This is a genomic window from Streptomyces sp. SM1 (genome assembly GCF_002910825.1).
Taxonomy (GTDB): domain Bacteria; phylum Actinomycetota; class Actinomycetes; order Streptomycetales; family Streptomycetaceae; genus Streptomyces; species Streptomyces okerensis.
Map to the genome: position 1 here is coordinate 13,710 of NZ_NEUB01001005.1, position 14,425 is coordinate 28,134.

17 protein-coding genes are annotated in these 14,425 nt (G+C 70.7%); 13 read left to right on the forward strand and 4 right to left on the reverse strand.

Translation table 11 applies throughout. From position 1 onward, the window contains the following. Nucleotides 1-21 precede the first annotated feature (21 nt). Complete coding sequence (locus B9S61_RS36010) at nt 22-222, reverse strand: DUF397 domain-containing protein (protein ID WP_103545934.1); 201 nt, start codon at nt 220-222, stop codon at nt 22-24. Beyond that, nucleotides 219-1,079: a helix-turn-helix transcriptional regulator gene (locus tag B9S61_RS36015; protein ID WP_103545935.1), complete on the reverse strand. Its 861-nt coding sequence runs from the start codon at nt 1,077-1,079 to the stop codon at nt 219-221. Before B9S61_RS36015 ends, B9S61_RS36010 begins: the two co-directional genes overlap by 4 nt. Nucleotides 1,080-1,285: 206 nt before the next feature. Here B9S61_RS36015 and B9S61_RS36020 point away from each other — a divergent pair, with 206 nt between their 5' ends. The 9 genes from B9S61_RS36020 to fabI all read left to right on the forward strand — a co-directional run bounded on the left by B9S61_RS36020 (nt 1,286) and on the right by fabI (nt 9,103). Then, on the forward strand, nt 1,286-1,720 hold the full coding sequence (locus tag B9S61_RS36020) for an ATP-binding protein (protein ID WP_103545936.1): 435 nt from the start codon (nt 1,286-1,288) through the stop codon (nt 1,718-1,720). A gap of 543 nt (nt 1,721-2,263) precedes the next feature. Continuing rightward, on the forward strand, nt 2,264-3,178 hold the full coding sequence (locus B9S61_RS36030; protein ID WP_103545949.1) for an AlpA family transcriptional regulator: 915 nt from the start codon (nt 2,264-2,266) through the stop codon (nt 3,176-3,178). A gap of 46 nt (nt 3,179-3,224) precedes the next feature. Next, the gene (locus B9S61_RS36035) at nt 3,225-4,184 is read left to right on the forward strand and encodes a hypothetical protein (RefSeq protein WP_103545937.1); all 960 of its coding nucleotides are present in this window, start codon (nt 3,225-3,227) and stop codon (nt 4,182-4,184) included. A 5-nt stretch (nt 4,185-4,189) separates the two neighbouring features. Next, entirely contained in the window at nt 4,190-5,440 is a 1,251-nt protein-coding gene (locus B9S61_RS36040) for an McrB family protein (RefSeq protein WP_103545938.1), read from the forward strand. 30 nt (nt 5,441-5,470) lie between these two features. Beyond that, on the forward strand, nt 5,471-6,694 hold the full coding sequence (locus tag B9S61_RS36045) for an McrC family protein (protein WP_103545939.1): 1,224 nt from the start codon (nt 5,471-5,473) through the stop codon (nt 6,692-6,694). Nucleotides 6,695-6,772: 78 nt separating this feature from the next. Continuing rightward, the gene (locus B9S61_RS36050) at nt 6,773-7,057 is read left to right on the forward strand and encodes a type II toxin-antitoxin system Phd/YefM family antitoxin (RefSeq protein ID WP_103545940.1); all 285 of its coding nucleotides are present in this window, start codon (nt 6,773-6,775) and stop codon (nt 7,055-7,057) included. Nucleotides 7,058-7,062: 5 nt separating this feature from the next. Beyond that, nucleotides 7,063-7,449: a type II toxin-antitoxin system VapC family toxin gene (locus B9S61_RS36055; protein ID WP_103545950.1), complete on the forward strand. Its 387-nt coding sequence runs from the start codon at nt 7,063-7,065 to the stop codon at nt 7,447-7,449. Nucleotides 7,450-7,609: 160 nt separating this feature from the next. Further along, on the forward strand, nt 7,610-8,329 hold the full coding sequence (gene fabG, locus B9S61_RS36060) for a 3-oxoacyl-[acyl-carrier-protein] reductase (RefSeq protein WP_103545941.1): 720 nt from the start codon (nt 7,610-7,612) through the stop codon (nt 8,327-8,329). A 6-nt stretch (nt 8,330-8,335) separates the two neighbouring features. Next, the gene (fabI, locus tag B9S61_RS36065) at nt 8,336-9,103 is read left to right on the forward strand and encodes an enoyl-ACP reductase FabI (protein ID WP_103545942.1); all 768 of its coding nucleotides are present in this window, start codon (nt 8,336-8,338) and stop codon (nt 9,101-9,103) included. 77 nt (nt 9,104-9,180) lie between these two features. Here the strand turns inward: fabI and B9S61_RS36070 are convergent, their stop codons facing one another. Beyond that, nucleotides 9,181-9,873, reverse strand: a complete 693-nt coding sequence (locus B9S61_RS36070) for a FadR/GntR family transcriptional regulator (protein ID WP_103545943.1) — start codon at nt 9,871-9,873, stop codon at nt 9,181-9,183. 70 nt (nt 9,874-9,943) lie between these two features. Here B9S61_RS36070 and B9S61_RS36075 point away from each other — a divergent pair, with 70 nt between their 5' ends. The 4 genes from B9S61_RS36075 to B9S61_RS36090 all read left to right on the forward strand — a co-directional run bounded on the left by B9S61_RS36075 (nt 9,944) and on the right by B9S61_RS36090 (nt 12,683). Then, entirely contained in the window at nt 9,944-11,275 is a 1,332-nt protein-coding gene (locus tag B9S61_RS36075) for a CynX/NimT family MFS transporter (RefSeq protein WP_103545944.1), read from the forward strand. Between the two features lie 324 nt (nt 11,276-11,599). Then, nucleotides 11,600-11,716, forward strand: coding sequence for an SGM_5486 family transporter-associated protein (locus B9S61_RS42995; protein ID WP_258040039.1), 117 nt, complete (start codon nt 11,600-11,602; stop codon nt 11,714-11,716). A 176-nt stretch (nt 11,717-11,892) separates the two neighbouring features. Beyond that, nucleotides 11,893-12,099, forward strand: a complete 207-nt coding sequence (locus B9S61_RS36085) for a hypothetical protein (RefSeq protein ID WP_103545946.1) — start codon at nt 11,893-11,895, stop codon at nt 12,097-12,099. Between the two features lie 65 nt (nt 12,100-12,164). After that, nucleotides 12,165-12,683 (forward strand): histidine phosphatase family protein, encoded by a 519-nt coding sequence (locus tag B9S61_RS36090; protein ID WP_103545947.1) that lies wholly within the window; start codon nt 12,165-12,167, stop codon nt 12,681-12,683. A gap of 87 nt (nt 12,684-12,770) precedes the next feature. Here the strand turns inward: B9S61_RS36090 and serB are convergent, their stop codons facing one another. Further along, nucleotides 12,771-13,979 carry a phosphoserine phosphatase SerB gene (gene serB, locus B9S61_RS36095; protein WP_103545951.1) on the reverse strand — a complete coding sequence of 403 codons (1,209 nt, stop codon included), beginning with the start codon at nt 13,977-13,979 and terminating at the stop codon, nt 12,771-12,773. Between the last annotated feature and the right edge of the window lie 446 nt (nt 13,980-14,425).

Below are 14,425 nucleotides of genomic sequence, written 5' to 3' on the forward strand. Positions count from 1 at the left end.
CGTCATGTAGGACGTGCGACCTCAGCCGTCCAGAGGCGAGTCAGTCGCGAGTGTCGTGAACGCCGCCCAAGCGGTCGGCGTGACGACGAGTGGACGGATACCCGTGTCCTTGGAGTCGCGGATGTGGACGGCCTCGACGCGCACGGCGACCTCGACGCAGTTGTCGTTCTCACTGCCGCTGTAGCTGCTCTTGAACCAGCTCAGCTCGTAGGCGGTAGTCATAGCGCTCCTCGCATCTGTTCCAGCAGCGTCACGGTAGCCCGACAGTCCAGGGCTTGGGAACGCAGCTTGCCATAGCGCTGGAGCAGGACACTTACATCCTTGGGCGCGGAGATCAGGCTGCTTGACCGCTGGCCTTCGGTGTAGCCGAGCCACTGATGAGCAGCAGTCTCCGCGAGGTACATCTGACCGTCGATGCCACAGTGATCCTCCTGGACAGTGGCCATGAGCTGGATTTCGACATTGCGCCGCGCACTCACCTCAAGAAGGCGATCGATGACTTGCCTGGCGACATCGCGCCCTCCCATGCGGCGGGCTACGACGCTCTGCTCGATGATGAAGCTGAACGCGGTGTTCTGGTTGGCGGAGATGAGCTGCTGCCGTTCCAGCCGAGACGCGACCTCACGTTCGATCTGCTCCTCGGACGCAGGCGGCAGTCGCCGGTCGAAGATTGCCCGGATGTACGCCTCAGGTTGCAGCAACCCTGGAATCGCTCGGCACTCGTACGTGTACAGAGAGATTGCGTCCTCCTCGATCTCTGCCCACTGGCGAAACCAGGAAGCCAACACCGCCCGCCGCGTCAGACTCTTCGCCGCCGCCGTCAGGACTTTGACCGCGACCGGCCCCAGAACCTCCTCCGCCCGCGTGGGTAGATCCGCCGGCGGGAACCGCTTCCCCTGCTCGATCTTGGCGATGTACGCGGCCGAGTACCGCACCCGCACCGCGAGCTCCTCCTGCGTCAGGCCTGATTCTTCCCGCAGGGCCTTGAGGACCGCGCCGAAGGTCTTCAGACTGTCGGAGAGTTCCGCCTCCGTGCCGTTCGCGCCGCCGTTCCCGCCTCCGCCGTGGTCCGCCCTCATCGCCGTGTGCCTCCCGTGTCCGCCTGTTCACGCTTCGCTCAACCCCGCCCGGCCCGCCCAGGGTCACGGGGAGTTACCCACCCAGTTCAGAGTGTGCACCGATAGAGTCACGCCTGTATGGGTGTCGTCCCTGTTGAGGGCCTGGAGCGGCCCGGAACGCTGGCCGCATGCCAGCATCACGGGCCCAAGAGGCCGTAACCGTAAGTGTGTTCGCCCAGCGGTTCTCCGCCACCCGCCGCGGCGCTCGACTCGCCCGCAGACTCGCCACCCACCAGCTCGACCGGTGGCGCCTGCCCTACGGCAGCCCGGCCTCCGAGGCCGTCACCCTCGTTGTGGCCGAACTCGCCTCCAACGCGGTCCTCCACGGCCACATCCCGGGACGCGACTTCGAGCTGCGGCTCACGTACGACCGGACCGCGGGCCTCGTCCGCGTCGAGGTGTCCGACACCCACCCGGGGCACCCGGAGATCCCGGAGTCGGCGGGCCTGCCGTCCGCGGACACCGACGGTGGGAGAGGCCTGCTCCTGGTAGAAGCCGTCGCCGACCGCTGGGGCGTGACCGAGCGGACGGGGCCGGGCAAGACCGTGTGGGCCGAGTGTGCGGTCCGCGTCCCGGGCGACCCGCGTCCGGTTCAGACGTAGTTGACGATCATCTTCCGCAACGCCCCGCTACGCGTGCCGAGTTGTGATTTCGGTCAATGTCAGTAGTGCCGGGTAGGGTTGTCGGCCTGCCCGAGTTGACGGTCAGCTCTGCGACGGGCGAAGGCTTGTGGAGGCGTACGTGGTCGGACGCGAGATTGCTGCGGCGGACCATCCGAGCAAGGAGGTCAGGACGGTCCTCAAGCGTCTCGTCGCCGATGGGTGGACGCTTGCGTCGGAGGCTCACTGGGGCACGCTGTACTGCCCGTGCCCCGACCACTGCACGGTGATCCGGGTCGGCGGCACGCCGAGGAATCCCAGCCAGGAGGCCCGTCGAATAGCCCGTAAGGCGAAGTGGTGCCCGCTGCCGCCGGACGACCCCCGTGCGGCCCTCCGCGGCAGCGTTGGCAATTGACAACACTGTCGGGCTCCGCGAAGCTTGGGACCGTGACGGATCCATGTCCGTGATGGATCCCCTTGTTGAGAGGTCGCGGATACCGGAACCAGGAAGAGCGAGTCGGCATACGCATGGGGGACTGGGGCGTCATGGAGTATGAGTTTCACTTCGTCGTGGACGGGATCGAGGTGGACGACGACAAGGCCGTCGCGATCGTCCACGACACCTTCGACGGGGTCCTGACCCGTCATCGAGGCCGGCACTTCCTGGACGTCTCCGAGAGCGGGGTCAACGCGATCGACGCGGCCCACCGCATCGTCGTACGGCTACGCAAGTCCCTGCCCGCACTGAGGCTGCTGCGCACCGATCCCGACCTCGTCGGCGTATCCGACATCGCGGAGCGTGTCGACCGTTCCCGGCAGAACGTCCAGCAGTGGGTGAGCGGCGAGCGGCGGCAGGACAAGCTGCCCTTCCCGGACCCCGAGGGGATCACCGGACGCTCGCCGGTGTGGCGCTGGGGAGACGTCAACGCCTGGCTTGCCCAGTTCGGCGAGGGTGACGACGTACACCCACCCACCCGCGAAGAGGCCCTGACCATCGACTTCCTGCTGCCCAAGTGGCAGCGCACCCTGGACGACGGCCTGCCTCTGGTCCACTTCGTGGCCGCCGAGACCGGGGACGGCCGGGACGAGGAACGGGAGAATGTCCAGCGGTTGCTGGAGGGCACTCTGGCGCTGCCCGGAGTGCTGGAGCGGATCGCAGCGTTCCCTGTCCCCAGGACGGAGCGGCAACGACTCACCGTCGTGTGCGCGGTCCTCACAGACCGGCTGAGCAGCGTGGTGTCCCGTATCGGCCACGACGAGGTCTTGGCGGTACTCGCCTATCAGGGCGCGGAGAGCGAGCTGCATCTTCAGCCCGTCGGCACGCCGCAGGCACCAGGCGCGGTTCCGGTCTCCCGACTCGGGCTCGGGCGTGACGCCACGGTCGGTGACCTCCTGCTCGTCCAGACGAACGGCCCCGACGACAGCCCGGTCACCCCGATCACTCCGGTCGGCCTGGACTGAGCCCGGCCTCGGCCGTCACGCCCGTACCCCGCGAAGAAGGGACGCCGTGCCCAGCATCACGACCGTCGTCGCCCAGGCCCTGCACGCCGCCGCCACTGTCCTGCGGAGGGACGCGCTCCAGGACGGCATGGTCCTCGGGGAACTGTGGGAACGGGTACTGGCCCGGAACCCGATGCTGAGGGACGACTGGGCGCAGGCCGTACGCGACTCCCCGCCCGTGGCCGACGCACGCTTCGAGAACTATGTGAACCGGAACGCGAGCAGTCTCGTCAGGGCGGGCTGGCTGTACCGGGCCCAGCGCCGCTGGCAGCTGACCGGGATCGGTGCGGACGCCCTCGACCGTTTTCCCGACCCCGTCGACTTCTCCCTGGAGGCGGGTCGGCGCTACCGGAAGTGGGAGAGGCAGCAGCGCGAGGTCTCCTCGGCGGTGACCGCGCTCGAACAGCTCCCCGACAGCGGGTCCTGGGTGGCGCTGGAAGAGGTCGCTGCGGAGTTCGGCATCGACCCCGACGTTCTGGGCATGGTCCTGCGCGGCACGCGGCCTCCGGGCTGGTACCTGGTGCTGGGAGAGAACGGACAGGCGGGGACGGGGCTGCCCCTGTTACCCCACGAGTGCGATCAGTGGCTGTCCCTGCTTCATGAAGAGGGCATCCTCGACGTCGGCCGCAGCAGCGTGGACGTGGTGCGCGCCCTGCCCGACCGGAGGAAGCCCGTTCAAGAGGCGCTGTTGGCCGCCAAGCAGCCACTCGGCCTCGAAGAGATGGTGGCCGACGAAGAGGCACCTCGCCAGCTCTGGATCATCCGGGGGGTGGACGCCCTCACCGGCGTTCCCCTCGTCCGGGGACCGTGGCGCGACGCCTCGATGGTCACTCTCGCCCGGGATTCCCGCCTCCGACCGCGGGGACGCACGACCTGGAAAGCATCCGCAGAGCCGTCGAAACGGCCCTCCCCGCCACCGCGACGGCCCGTCGGGAGGCCGTCACCCGGGAACTCCACGCTTTCCTGAACCGCATGCGCCAGGGCGACATCGTGCTGTCCACCGACGGCTTCGAGACGTACGTGGGAGTGGTCAGCGGCCCGGCGGTCCACAGCGCGGAACGGCTGGAGCGCCCCGTCGACTGGCGCAACCTCACCAAGCCCCTGGACTTCCTCAAGGACCTGCCCTCCGGACTCTCCAGCGTGGTCCAGGACGCGGACTCCCAGATCCTGGAGGCCACCGAGTACGCCGAGACCGTCCTCGCCCTGATCGGCGACATGCCGCGCACCGCCCCGCTGCCCACGGGCCCGGCCGTCCTGCCCGACGCCACCCCCGAACTGGCCGAGGCGCTCCACATGCCCGACACGGCCTGGCTCCAGGACTGTGTCGAACTCCTCCGCGCCACCCCGCAGCTGATCTTCCACGGGCCGCCCGGCACCGGGAAGACGTACATCGCCCTCGCCCTCGCCCGCCACCTGGCCGGCGCCTCCGCTGCCACGAACGTACGCCCCGTCCAGTTCCACCCCGCCTACGCCTACGAGGACTTCTTCGAGGGCATCCGCCCGCGCCTGGGCGCCGGCCAGGACGGCGACACGGGCGGCGGGCTCGCCTACGACCTCGTGCGGGGCCCGCTGCGCAAGCTCGCCGACGAGGCGGAGCGCCGCCCGGCCGAGGTGTTCGTCCTGGTCATCGACGAGATAAACCGTGGCCACCTCGCGAAGATCTTCGGCGAGCTGTACTTCCTCCTGGAGTACCGCAACGAGCGCGTCCACCTGCTCTACGGCTCCGACGACGGCCGGGGCTTCCGCCTCCCGCCCAACCTCTACATCCTCGGCACCATGAACACCGTCGACCGCTCGGTGGCCTACATGGACGCCGCCATGCGCCGCCGCTTCTCCTTCATGGAACTGCGCCCCGACACCCCTCCGGTCGCCGGACTGCTGGACTCCTGGCTGCGCAGGCGGGTGGAAGAACGGGGCGAGGACTCCGACGCGTACGACGACTCCCACGCCCGCCTCCTGGACGAGATCAACCGCCTCCTCGCCGACGGCAGCCCTGGCGACCGCTCTTTCCGCGTCGGCCCCTCATACTTCATGCAGGACCTCGCCCACACGGGTGACGGCGCTCTCGAACGGCTGTGGAAGACCCAGATCATCCCGCTTCTCACCGAGCACCACTGGGGCGACGGCACCGACGTGGAGTTCACCTACGGGCTGGACAAGCTGAGGGAACAACTCGGCATCCTGCCGCCTTCAGGTGAGACCGCCGACTCCGAGGACTCGTGAGCCCTCACCACACCCGGCCACGGAACTGCCGTGACACCGCCGCACGCATCCGGCTGGCGGAGGGCGGCGGCTGGACCACCTGGGACCTCCCCCCCCGCCCAGGTCGCGACGCTCGCCGCCCACGACGGCCTCGTCCACCTGCATCCCGAGACCGCCACGCGCTGGCGGGTGAAGGCCAAGGACCGCGTGGGCTCCGTACGCCTCGGCAAGGGCGACGGCGCCCTCCAGCTGACGATCACCCCCAAGGTCCCGGTCGACCGTCTCCTCCACCTCGTCTCCTACGCACCCGAACGCGTCGACTTCGACCCGCGCCCGGTCACCGCCGACGCCCGCCCCGACCTCCTCCCGGCCCTCGCGCACGCCTTCGTCTCCGCCGCCGAACGTGCCCTGCTGCACGGCGTCCTCCACGACTACCGGGAGACGTACGACACGCTGCCCGTCGTCCGGGGCCGCATCCGCCACGCCGACCAGCTCCGCCGCAGACCGGGCGTCCCCGTGCCCCTGGAGGTCGCCTACGACGACCACACCCCCGACATACCGGAGAACCGCCTCCTCCTCGCCGCCCGCCGCCTCCTGCGCGTGCCCGGCCTCGACCCGGCCCCACGCTCCGCTCTCCAGCGCCTCACCGCCCGGCTCGACGGAGTCCGGCCCCTGCCCGCCGGTGCCCCGGCACCCCGGTGGACCCCCGACCGGCGCAACGCCCGCTACGCCCACGCCCTCGTTCTCGCCGAACTCGTCCTGCGCGGCGCCTCCTACGAACTCGGCGACGGCCGCGAGATCGCCGTCGACGGGATGCTCGTGACCATGTGGCGCCTCTTCGAGGCCTACCTGGCCCGCGCCGTCGGCGAGGCCCTGCGCCTGCGCGTCGATGGCAGACCCGAGCCGCAGGACCGGAACTTCTCCCTGGACGTCGCCGGCCGGCACGTCCTCAAGCCCGACCTTGTGCACTACCTGCCGTCGCCGCGCGACGGGGCGATGCGACAGGCCGTCGTCCTGGACGCCAAATTCAAGACCAGACCGCAGCGGGGCGACCTGTACCAGATGACCGCCTACTGCGTACGCCTCGGTCTCGCCGAAGGGCACCTCGTCTACGCCTCCGGAAGGCCCGGAGCCGTGGAGGTACCGGTGGGGGAGGGGCGGCTGAGGATCTGGCGGCATGCCGTCGACCTCTCCCGTCCGTGGCGGGACCTGGCTGCGGATATCGACACTCTCGCTGAGTCGCTCGACACCGCGCGCAGCAGGAGGGCCACGTGACTGACGACCGCGACGGTCAGATGTAGGTACCCTCGGGGATATGTACGCACAACCTGCCTGCTGTGAGGAGAGCGCGGTATGAGCACCATTTCCGTCCGCGAGTTCTCGTACAACCCCAGCGCGATCTTCGCCCGCGTCGAGAAGGGCGAGGCGATCGAGGTCACCCGGCACGGCAACGTGATCGCGATACTGTCACCGGCCGGCAGTCCCATGGAGCGGTACGCGCACCTGGTGGCGCAGGGGAAGATCAAACTCAAGCCGGTGACCGCCGCAGAGCGCCACAGCATGCCGCACTACGAGGTGCCGGAAGACGTCGACCCCGTGGCGCTCCTGCGGGCCGAGCGCGAAGAGGACGACCGTTGATCTACATGGACACGTCCGCGCTGGTCACCTGGATGACCCGGCGCAGTCACTGGGGCGCGCTGGACGCCTTCCTCCAGGAACGGGCCACGGAGCCGCTCGCCACCAGCACGCTCGGCTTCGTGGAGACCGTGCGGACCCTGGATCTCATGGGGCACTTTCCGAAGGCCATGGAGGACCTGGACGCCCGGATCACCGAGATTCTCCTTACCCGAGAGGTGCGTGATGCGGCGGCTCTGCTGGTCGGGCGTCTGAGGACGCTGGACGCGATTCACGTGGCGAGCGCTCTCTCCTTGCGGGATGACCTGACCGCCCTGGTGACCTACGACCGCAGGATGCTCGAGACCGCTCGCGCCGAAGGATTGTCGGCTCACGCGCCCGGTATGACGGACTGACCCGCGGGCTGAACTGTAGGAACCCGACAGGAGGCCACGGGAGCCACTGTCGGTGCCCCAATGTCCCGCGATGGACCCGGACCGATAGGTTTTCGGGGAAGCCGCCTGTCATGAGGGTGTCCGGGCGGCTTGACCAGACCGCTATCGAAAGGGTGATCCGTTGAGCCGCTCGGTTCTCGTCACCGGAGGCAACCGGGGCATCGGCCTCGCCATCGCCCGCGCGTTCGCCGACGCCGGCGACAAGGTCGCCATCACGTACCGCTCGGGTGAGCCGCCGGCCGCCCTCACCGAATGGGGCTGCCTGGCCGTCCGGTGCGACATCACCGACCCCGAGCAGGTGGAGCAGGCCTACAAGGAGATCGAGGAGGCGCACGGCACCGTCGAGGTGCTCGTGGCCAACGCCGGTGTCACCAAGGACCAGCTCCTCATGCGCATGTCCGAGGAGGACTTCACCTCGGTCGTCGACACCAACCTCACCGGCACCTTCCGGGTCGTCAAGCGCGCCAACCGCGGCATGCTGCGCGCCAAGAGGGGGCGGGTCGTGCTGATCTCCTCGGTGGTCGGGCTGCTCGGCTCCGCGGGGCAGGCGAACTACGCCGCGTCGAAGGCCGGCCTGGTCGGCTTCGCGCGTTCCCTCGCCCGGGAGCTGGGCTCGCGCAACATCACCTTCAACGTCGTCGCGCCCGGCTTCGTCGACACCGACATGACCAACGCGCTGACCGACGACCAGCGGGCGAACATCGTGGCCCAGGTGCCGCTGGGCCGGTACGCGAAGCCCGAGGAGATCGCCGCGGCCGTGCGGTTCCTCGCCTCGGACGACGCCTCGTACATCACTGGAGCCGTCATCCCTGTTGACGGCGGACTGGGAATGGGTCACTGACACACCATGAGCGGAATTCTCGAGGGCAAGCGCGTCCTGATCACCGGCGTGCTGACGGAGGCGTCCATCGCCTTCCACACCGCCAAGCTGGCCCAGGAACAGGGCGCCGAGGTCATTCTGACCGCGTTCCCGCGGCCCACCCTGACCGAGCGCATCGCCAAGAAGCTTCCCGAGCCGGCCAAGGTCATCGAGCTCGACGTCACCAATGACGAACACCTCGGCCGCCTGGCCGACGTCGTCGGCGAGGAGCTGGGCGGCCTCGACGGCGTCGTGCACTCCATCGGCTTCGCGCCGCAGGACGCGCTCGGCGGCAACTTCCTGAACACGCCGTTCGAGTCGGTCGCCACGGCCGTGCACGTCTCGGCGTTCTCGCTGAAGTCGCTGACCATGGCCTGCCTGCCGCTGATGCAGAACGGCGGCTCCGTCGTCGGCCTGACCTTCGACGCGCAGTACGCCTGGCCGCAGTACGACTGGATGGGCCCGGCCAAGGCCGCGCTGGAGGCCACCAGCCGCTACATGGCGCGCGACCTGGGCAAGCAGAACATCCGCTGCAACCTGATCTCCGCCGGCCCCCTCGGCTCCATGGCCGCCAAGTCCATCCCGGGCTTCGGCGAACTCGCCTCGGTGTGGGACTCCCGGGCGCCGCTGGAGTGGGACCTGAAGGACCCCGAGCCGGCCGGCCGCGGTGTCGTCGCCCTGCTGAGCGACTGGTTCCCGAAGACCACGGGCGAGATCGTCCACGTGGACGGCGGTCTGCACGCCGTCGGCGCCTGACCGGACGCCTCACGAGGGCCCGCGTCCCGGAAGGGGCGCGGGCCCTTCGCGTCGCCGGGGCCCGGTCGGAGCGGGGCTCAGCCGCCGGAGGGCGGACCGAACCGGCCCGGACGGCACACGAACGGATAGCCGGCGGCCTCCTCGGCCGCCGTCGGCGCGTCCCCCGCGCGGATCGCGTCCACCAGCCGCCCGTGGTCCATGTGGGTCTCCGGGGACATGCCCTCGCTGACGTCGCCGCGCAGCCAGTCCCTCAGCACCTCGCTCAGGTCCGCGTACATCGCCGTCATCGCGTCGTTGTGCGAGGCGGCCACGACGGCCAGGTGGAACGTGGCGTCCGCCGCCACGAACGCCTCCGCGTCCCTCGACTCCCAGGCCTCCTCCCGGCGCAGCAGCAGCGTGTCGATCTGCTTGAGGTCCTTCTCCGTGCGCCGCTCGGCGGCCATCCGCGCGGCGGCGGACTCCAGCGTCGAACGGAGCTCGGCGATGTGCCGGGGGTCGGCGCCGGCGAACCGGCGGTGCATCACGCCCGCAAGCTCGCTCGTGGCCACCACGTACGTGCCCGAGCCCTGACGGATGTCCAGCAGCCCGTTGTGCGCCAGCGCGCGGACGGCCTCGCGGACCGTGTTGCGGGCCACCCCCAGCTGTTCGACCAGCTCGGGCTCGGTGGGAATGCGGGCGCCGACCGGCCACTCGCCCGAGGTGATCTGTGCCCGCAGAGCGGTGATGACCTGCTCGGACAGCGCCGAACGGCGTGGATGGCTCAGAGGCATGACACACCTTCGCACGACAGGGGCGCCGTACGGCGACCTCGACCTGGACATCCAATCATCCCATGATTCTATGATGGGCCTCATGGCTCGCGAGGAGAACCGGACGCTCACGTCCACGACCGCACGCACACCGGCCGTGCCCCACGCCCGTAAAGGCCCCGGCCCCGGTGAGGGTGGCACGCGCGGGTGGCGGACGCGGCTGATCGTCGTCGGCATCGTGCTGGCCGCGGTGAACCTCCGCCCCGCCATCACCAGCCTGGGCGCGCTGCTCGAGGAGGTCCGCGACGGCCTCGGCATGAGCGGCAGCGTCGCCGGACTGCTCACCTCCGTGCCCCCGCTCTGCTTCGCCGTCTTCGGCGTCACAGCACCCCGCCTGGCCCGCCGCTTCGGGGCGGGCGCGGTGGTCTGCGCCGGCATGGTCGCCATCGCCGCCGGCCTGCTGATACGCCCGTATGTCGGCGGCACGGCGGCCTTCCTGGCCACCAGCGCCCTCGCGCTGATGGGCATCGCCGTCAGCAACGTCCTGATGCCGGTCATCGTCAAACGCTGGTTCCCCGACCGTGTCGGTTCCATGACCGGCCTGTACTCCATGGCGCTCGCCCTGGGCACCGCCGCGGCGGCGGCGGTGACCGTGCCGGTGACCGACGCGCTGGGCGGGAACTGGCAGTCCGGCCTCGCCGTCTGGGCGGGCCTGGCCGCCGCCGCCGTACTGCCGTGGATCCCCTTCGTACGGCGACGTGGCGGGCCCCCGGCCGAACAGGCACCCGCGCGGGACGGGAGCGCACCCGCGGGCCGCGCCGCCGAGGCGCCCGCACTGCGCATCACCCGCAGCCGTACCGCGTGGGCGCTGGCCGTCTTCTTCGGTCTCCAGGCCACCGCCGCCTACATCACCATGGGGTGGATGGCGCAGATCTTCCGGGACGCCGGCGTCCCCGCGGGCACGGCCGGGCTGCTCCTCGCCGTCACCATGGTGATGGGCGTACCGCTGGCGTTCGTCATACCGCGCCTCGCCTCCCGGCTGCCCCGCCAGGGACCGATCGTGCTCGCGCTGGGAGTGAGCGGTCTCGTCGGCTACGCCGGGCTGTACCTCGCGCCGGCCGCCGGGGCCTGGGCCTGGGCCGTACTGCTGGGCGTCGCCAACTGTGCCTTCCCGCTCGCGCTCACCATGGTCGGGATGCGGGCCAGGACCAGCGCGGGCGTGGCCCAGCTGTCCGCCTTCGCGCAGAGCACCGGATACCTGATCTCCATCCCGGGGCCGCTCCTGGTCGGCGTGCTCTACCAGCACAGTGGCGGCTGGGGGCTGCCGATCGCCCTGATGGCCGGCCTGATGATCCCGCAGATGATCGTCGGCATCCTGGCGGGCCGCGACCGCACGGTGGAGGAAGAGGCAACCACCCCCTGACCACCCGCCGGGCCCGCGGTACCAGGGGCGCGGGGTACCAGGGGCGCGGGGAACTGCGCGAACGGGGGTCTGGGGGCGCAGCCCCCGGGGACGATGGGGGCACCTCCCGCTCATGGGGGTCCCCCCGCTCGAGCGGAGTCGAGAGTGGGGGAGAAGCCGAGAGTGGGGGAGGGAAGGTGCGGCGGGGGCGACAAGAGCGCGCACCCCGCCCGGAAGCCGCCGAGCCCCGGCCGCCCTGCCCGGCAGACAGCCCACCCCGGCCGGCAGGCCACCGCCCCGCCCCCCGAGCCACCCCGCAGGCGAGCGGGATGCGAGACTTGCCCTATGCCAGTCCTCGACCCGAACCCCCAGAACGGCCAGCGCAAGCTGCTGCTCGTCCTCGGCTCGTTCCTCGCCATCTTCATCGTCATCGGCGTGATCGCGACCGTCCTCGCGCCATGACGGCCCCCGCGGCCCCGCCCACGGGCGATGGTGGTGCTGGCACCCCCAACCCCTAGGGGGCCAGGCTCAGGGGCAAGTGGGTGGCTCACCGGATGGGCTGACACCCGCGCCGTCCGTACCTTCGAGATGTGGCCGCGAACGGCGGGCCACGGACACACGAAGAGCGGAGGCCCCCCATGTCGGCGCGCACGCACACCCGGCCCCACCCGGCCCCCCGGGGCGGCGCCGACATCCGGCTGCCGTGGTGGGCCCTGGCCCTGCCCACGCTCGCCTTCGTGGCGCTGCTCACCCTGATCCTCAACCCCGCCGACGCCCACGCGGCCGCCGGTGAGCCCACGATCACCCACCTCGTCGAGCGCGCGCAGCAGCTCATGGCCCGCTGAACACCCTCCGAAGGGCTGGTCAACTCCCTGCGCCCCGTGGCCTGTTTCGTGCGAAGCTGGGCTACATGAGCGTCGCAGAACCCCGCAGGATTGTCCTTTTCCGGCATGCGAAAGCCGACTGGCCCCCGGTGTCCGACCATGACCGCCCCCTCGCCGAGCGGGGCCGCACGGATGCCGCGGTCGCCGGACGAAAGCTCGCCGATACCGGTATCGCCTTCGATCTGGCCCTGTGCTCCACCTCGGTCCGGACCCGCGAAACCTGGAAGATCGCGGTCCACGAGTTTCCGCAGCGGCCGAAAACGGTCTACGAGGAGCGGATCTACGATGCCTCGCCCGGTGAGCTGATCGCCCTGCTCAACGAGACCCCCGACGACGCGCAGAACGTCCTCCTGGTCGGCCACAACCCGGGCATCCAAGGGCTCGCCGACATCCTGGCCGGCGCGTCCGAGGGCGACGCCCGGGAGCGCATGAGCCGCCGCGGCTACCCGGCCGCCGCCTTCGCCGTCGTGTCCTTCACCGGTTCCTGGAAGTCCCTCGAACCCGGAGCGGGCACGCTGGCCGACTACTGGGCGCCGACCGAGTGACACCGGGGTACGGCACGGGCCCGGCATCCGACCTCCGTCGGTGCCGGGCCCGTGCCGTACCGAAGCCGACCGCGCCGGCGGCCCGGCTCAGCCCAGGTCGAGCGTGTCCGCCGCCTCGACCTCTTCGCGCGTGACACCGAGCAAGTAGAGAACCGTGTCCAGGAAGGGGAAACTCACCGCCGTGTGGGCGGCCTCGCGCACCACCGGCTTGGCGTTGAAGGCGACACCCAGCCCCGCCGCGTTCAGCATGTCCAGATCGTTCGCGCCGTCGCCGATCGCCACCGTCTGGGACAGCGGCACCCCGGCCTCCGCGGCGAACCGGCGCAGCAGCCGCGCCTTGCCGGCCCGGTCGACGATCTCGCCGGTCACCCGGCCGGTCAGCTTCCCGTCGACGACCTCCAGGGTGTTGGCCTGGGCGAAGTCCAGCCCCAGCCGCTCCTTGAGATCATCCGTGACCTGGGTGAAGCCGCCGGAGACCACGCCCACCTGATAGCCGAGGCGCTTGAGCGTACGGATCAGGGTGCGGGCACCCGGCGTCAGGCGCACCTCGCTGCGCACCTTGTCCACCACGGAGACGTCCAGCCCTTCGAGCAGAGCCACGCGGGCGTGCAGCGACTGCTCGAAGTCCAGTTCCCCGCGCATCGCGGCCTCGGTCACCTCGGTGACCTTGTCCTGACAGCCGGCGTGCGCGGCGAAGAGCTCGATCACCTCGTCCTGGATGAGCGTGGAGTCCACGTCCATGACGACCAGGCGCTGCGCCCGCCGGTACAGCCCCGCCCCGACCACGGCTATGTCGACCCCGAGCCGGGCGGCGTCGGTGACCAGGGCGGTGCGCAGTGGTTCCGTCTCCACGCCGGAGACCGCGAACTCCACCGCGGTCACCGGGTACTTGGCCAGCCGGAAGATACGGTCGATGTTGCCGCCGGCTTTCGTGATACGCGAGGCGATCGCCGCCGTCGCCTCCGAGGTGAGGGGGTGGCCCAGCACCGTGACCAGGGAGCGGCCGAGCCCGCGCGGACGGTTGTCGCCCCTGCCGGAGATGATCTCCGCCTGCATCTTCATCGACTCCGCCCAGCTGTGGACGGTGGCCCGCAGGTCTCCTTCCAGGCCCCCCGGCGGCTCGCTCACGAGCGCGCAGAGCACGATGCGGCCACGGGTGACGACCTGCTCGATGTCGACCACGTCGACCGAGTAGGCGGCGAGGGTGTCGAAGAGGCCGGCCGTGATGCCCGGCCTGTCCCTGCCGAAGATCTTGACGAGGAGGGTGGGAACGTCAGAGGTCTGCGATGCGCTCATGGTGCCCCCACCGTATCCGGCACGCAGCACCTGGCGCTCCCGAGGTCCGCCACCCGGACGCCCGCTCCTCGAACGCCGGAGAGGCTGGATGTCAGCCCCTCCGGCGTTCGAGGAGCGGGCGTCCGGGGCGGAGCCCCAGGTTCGGGACGGGAAGGGGCGGCGGGGGCGAAAGAAGAGGCCGGTCACGGAGGCGGAGGCGGCGGCGGCCCCTCGTCCGGCCACAAGGACGGCCGCTCACCACCGCCCGCGTCCTCGCCTCCCCGCCGGGACCCTCGCCGGCCGACCGGCCCGACGGGACCGATCACCGTGGGCGCACCGGAGACATCCCCCTCGCCCCCGCCGGCACCCGGCGGAACAGCCGGCCCCACCACCCGCAGATACGGATTGGTCCCCGGATTCGGCGGCCTCAGGGACGGCTACGGCTCCGACACCTCCCGCACCGTCCA

Excerpts from the sequence above, each read along its gene's own strand:
- B9S61_RS36010 (WP_103545934.1), bottom strand. The coding sequence starts at position 222 with ATGACTACCGCCTACGAGCTGAGCTGGTTCAAGAGCAGCTACAGCGGC.
- B9S61_RS36015 (WP_103545935.1), bottom strand. The coding sequence starts at position 1,079 with ATGAGGGCGGACCACGGCGGAGGCGGGAACGGCGGCGCGAACGGCACG.
- B9S61_RS36030 (WP_103545949.1), top strand. The coding sequence starts at position 2,264 with ATGGAGTATGAGTTTCACTTCGTCGTGGACGGGATCGAGGTGGACGAC.
- B9S61_RS36040 (WP_103545938.1), top strand. The coding sequence starts at position 4,190 with ATGCGCCAGGGCGACATCGTGCTGTCCACCGACGGCTTCGAGACGTAC.
- B9S61_RS36050 (WP_103545940.1), top strand. The coding sequence starts at position 6,773 with ATGAGCACCATTTCCGTCCGCGAGTTCTCGTACAACCCCAGCGCGATC.
- B9S61_RS36055 (WP_103545950.1), top strand. The coding sequence starts at position 7,063 with ATGGACACGTCCGCGCTGGTCACCTGGATGACCCGGCGCAGTCACTGG.
- fabI (WP_103545942.1), top strand. The coding sequence starts at position 8,336 with ATGAGCGGAATTCTCGAGGGCAAGCGCGTCCTGATCACCGGCGTGCTG.
- B9S61_RS36070 (WP_103545943.1), bottom strand. The coding sequence starts at position 9,873 with ATGCCTCTGAGCCATCCACGCCGTTCGGCGCTGTCCGAGCAGGTCATC.
- B9S61_RS36075 (WP_103545944.1), top strand. The coding sequence starts at position 9,944 with ATGATGGGCCTCATGGCTCGCGAGGAGAACCGGACGCTCACGTCCACG.
- B9S61_RS42995 (WP_258040039.1), top strand. The coding sequence starts at position 11,600 with ATGCCAGTCCTCGACCCGAACCCCCAGAACGGCCAGCGCAAGCTGCTG.
- B9S61_RS36085 (WP_103545946.1), top strand. The coding sequence starts at position 11,893 with ATGTCGGCGCGCACGCACACCCGGCCCCACCCGGCCCCCCGGGGCGGC.
- B9S61_RS36090 (WP_103545947.1), top strand. The coding sequence starts at position 12,165 with ATGAGCGTCGCAGAACCCCGCAGGATTGTCCTTTTCCGGCATGCGAAA.
- serB (WP_103545951.1), bottom strand. The coding sequence starts at position 13,979 with ATGAGCGCATCGCAGACCTCTGACGTTCCCACCCTCCTCGTCAAGATC.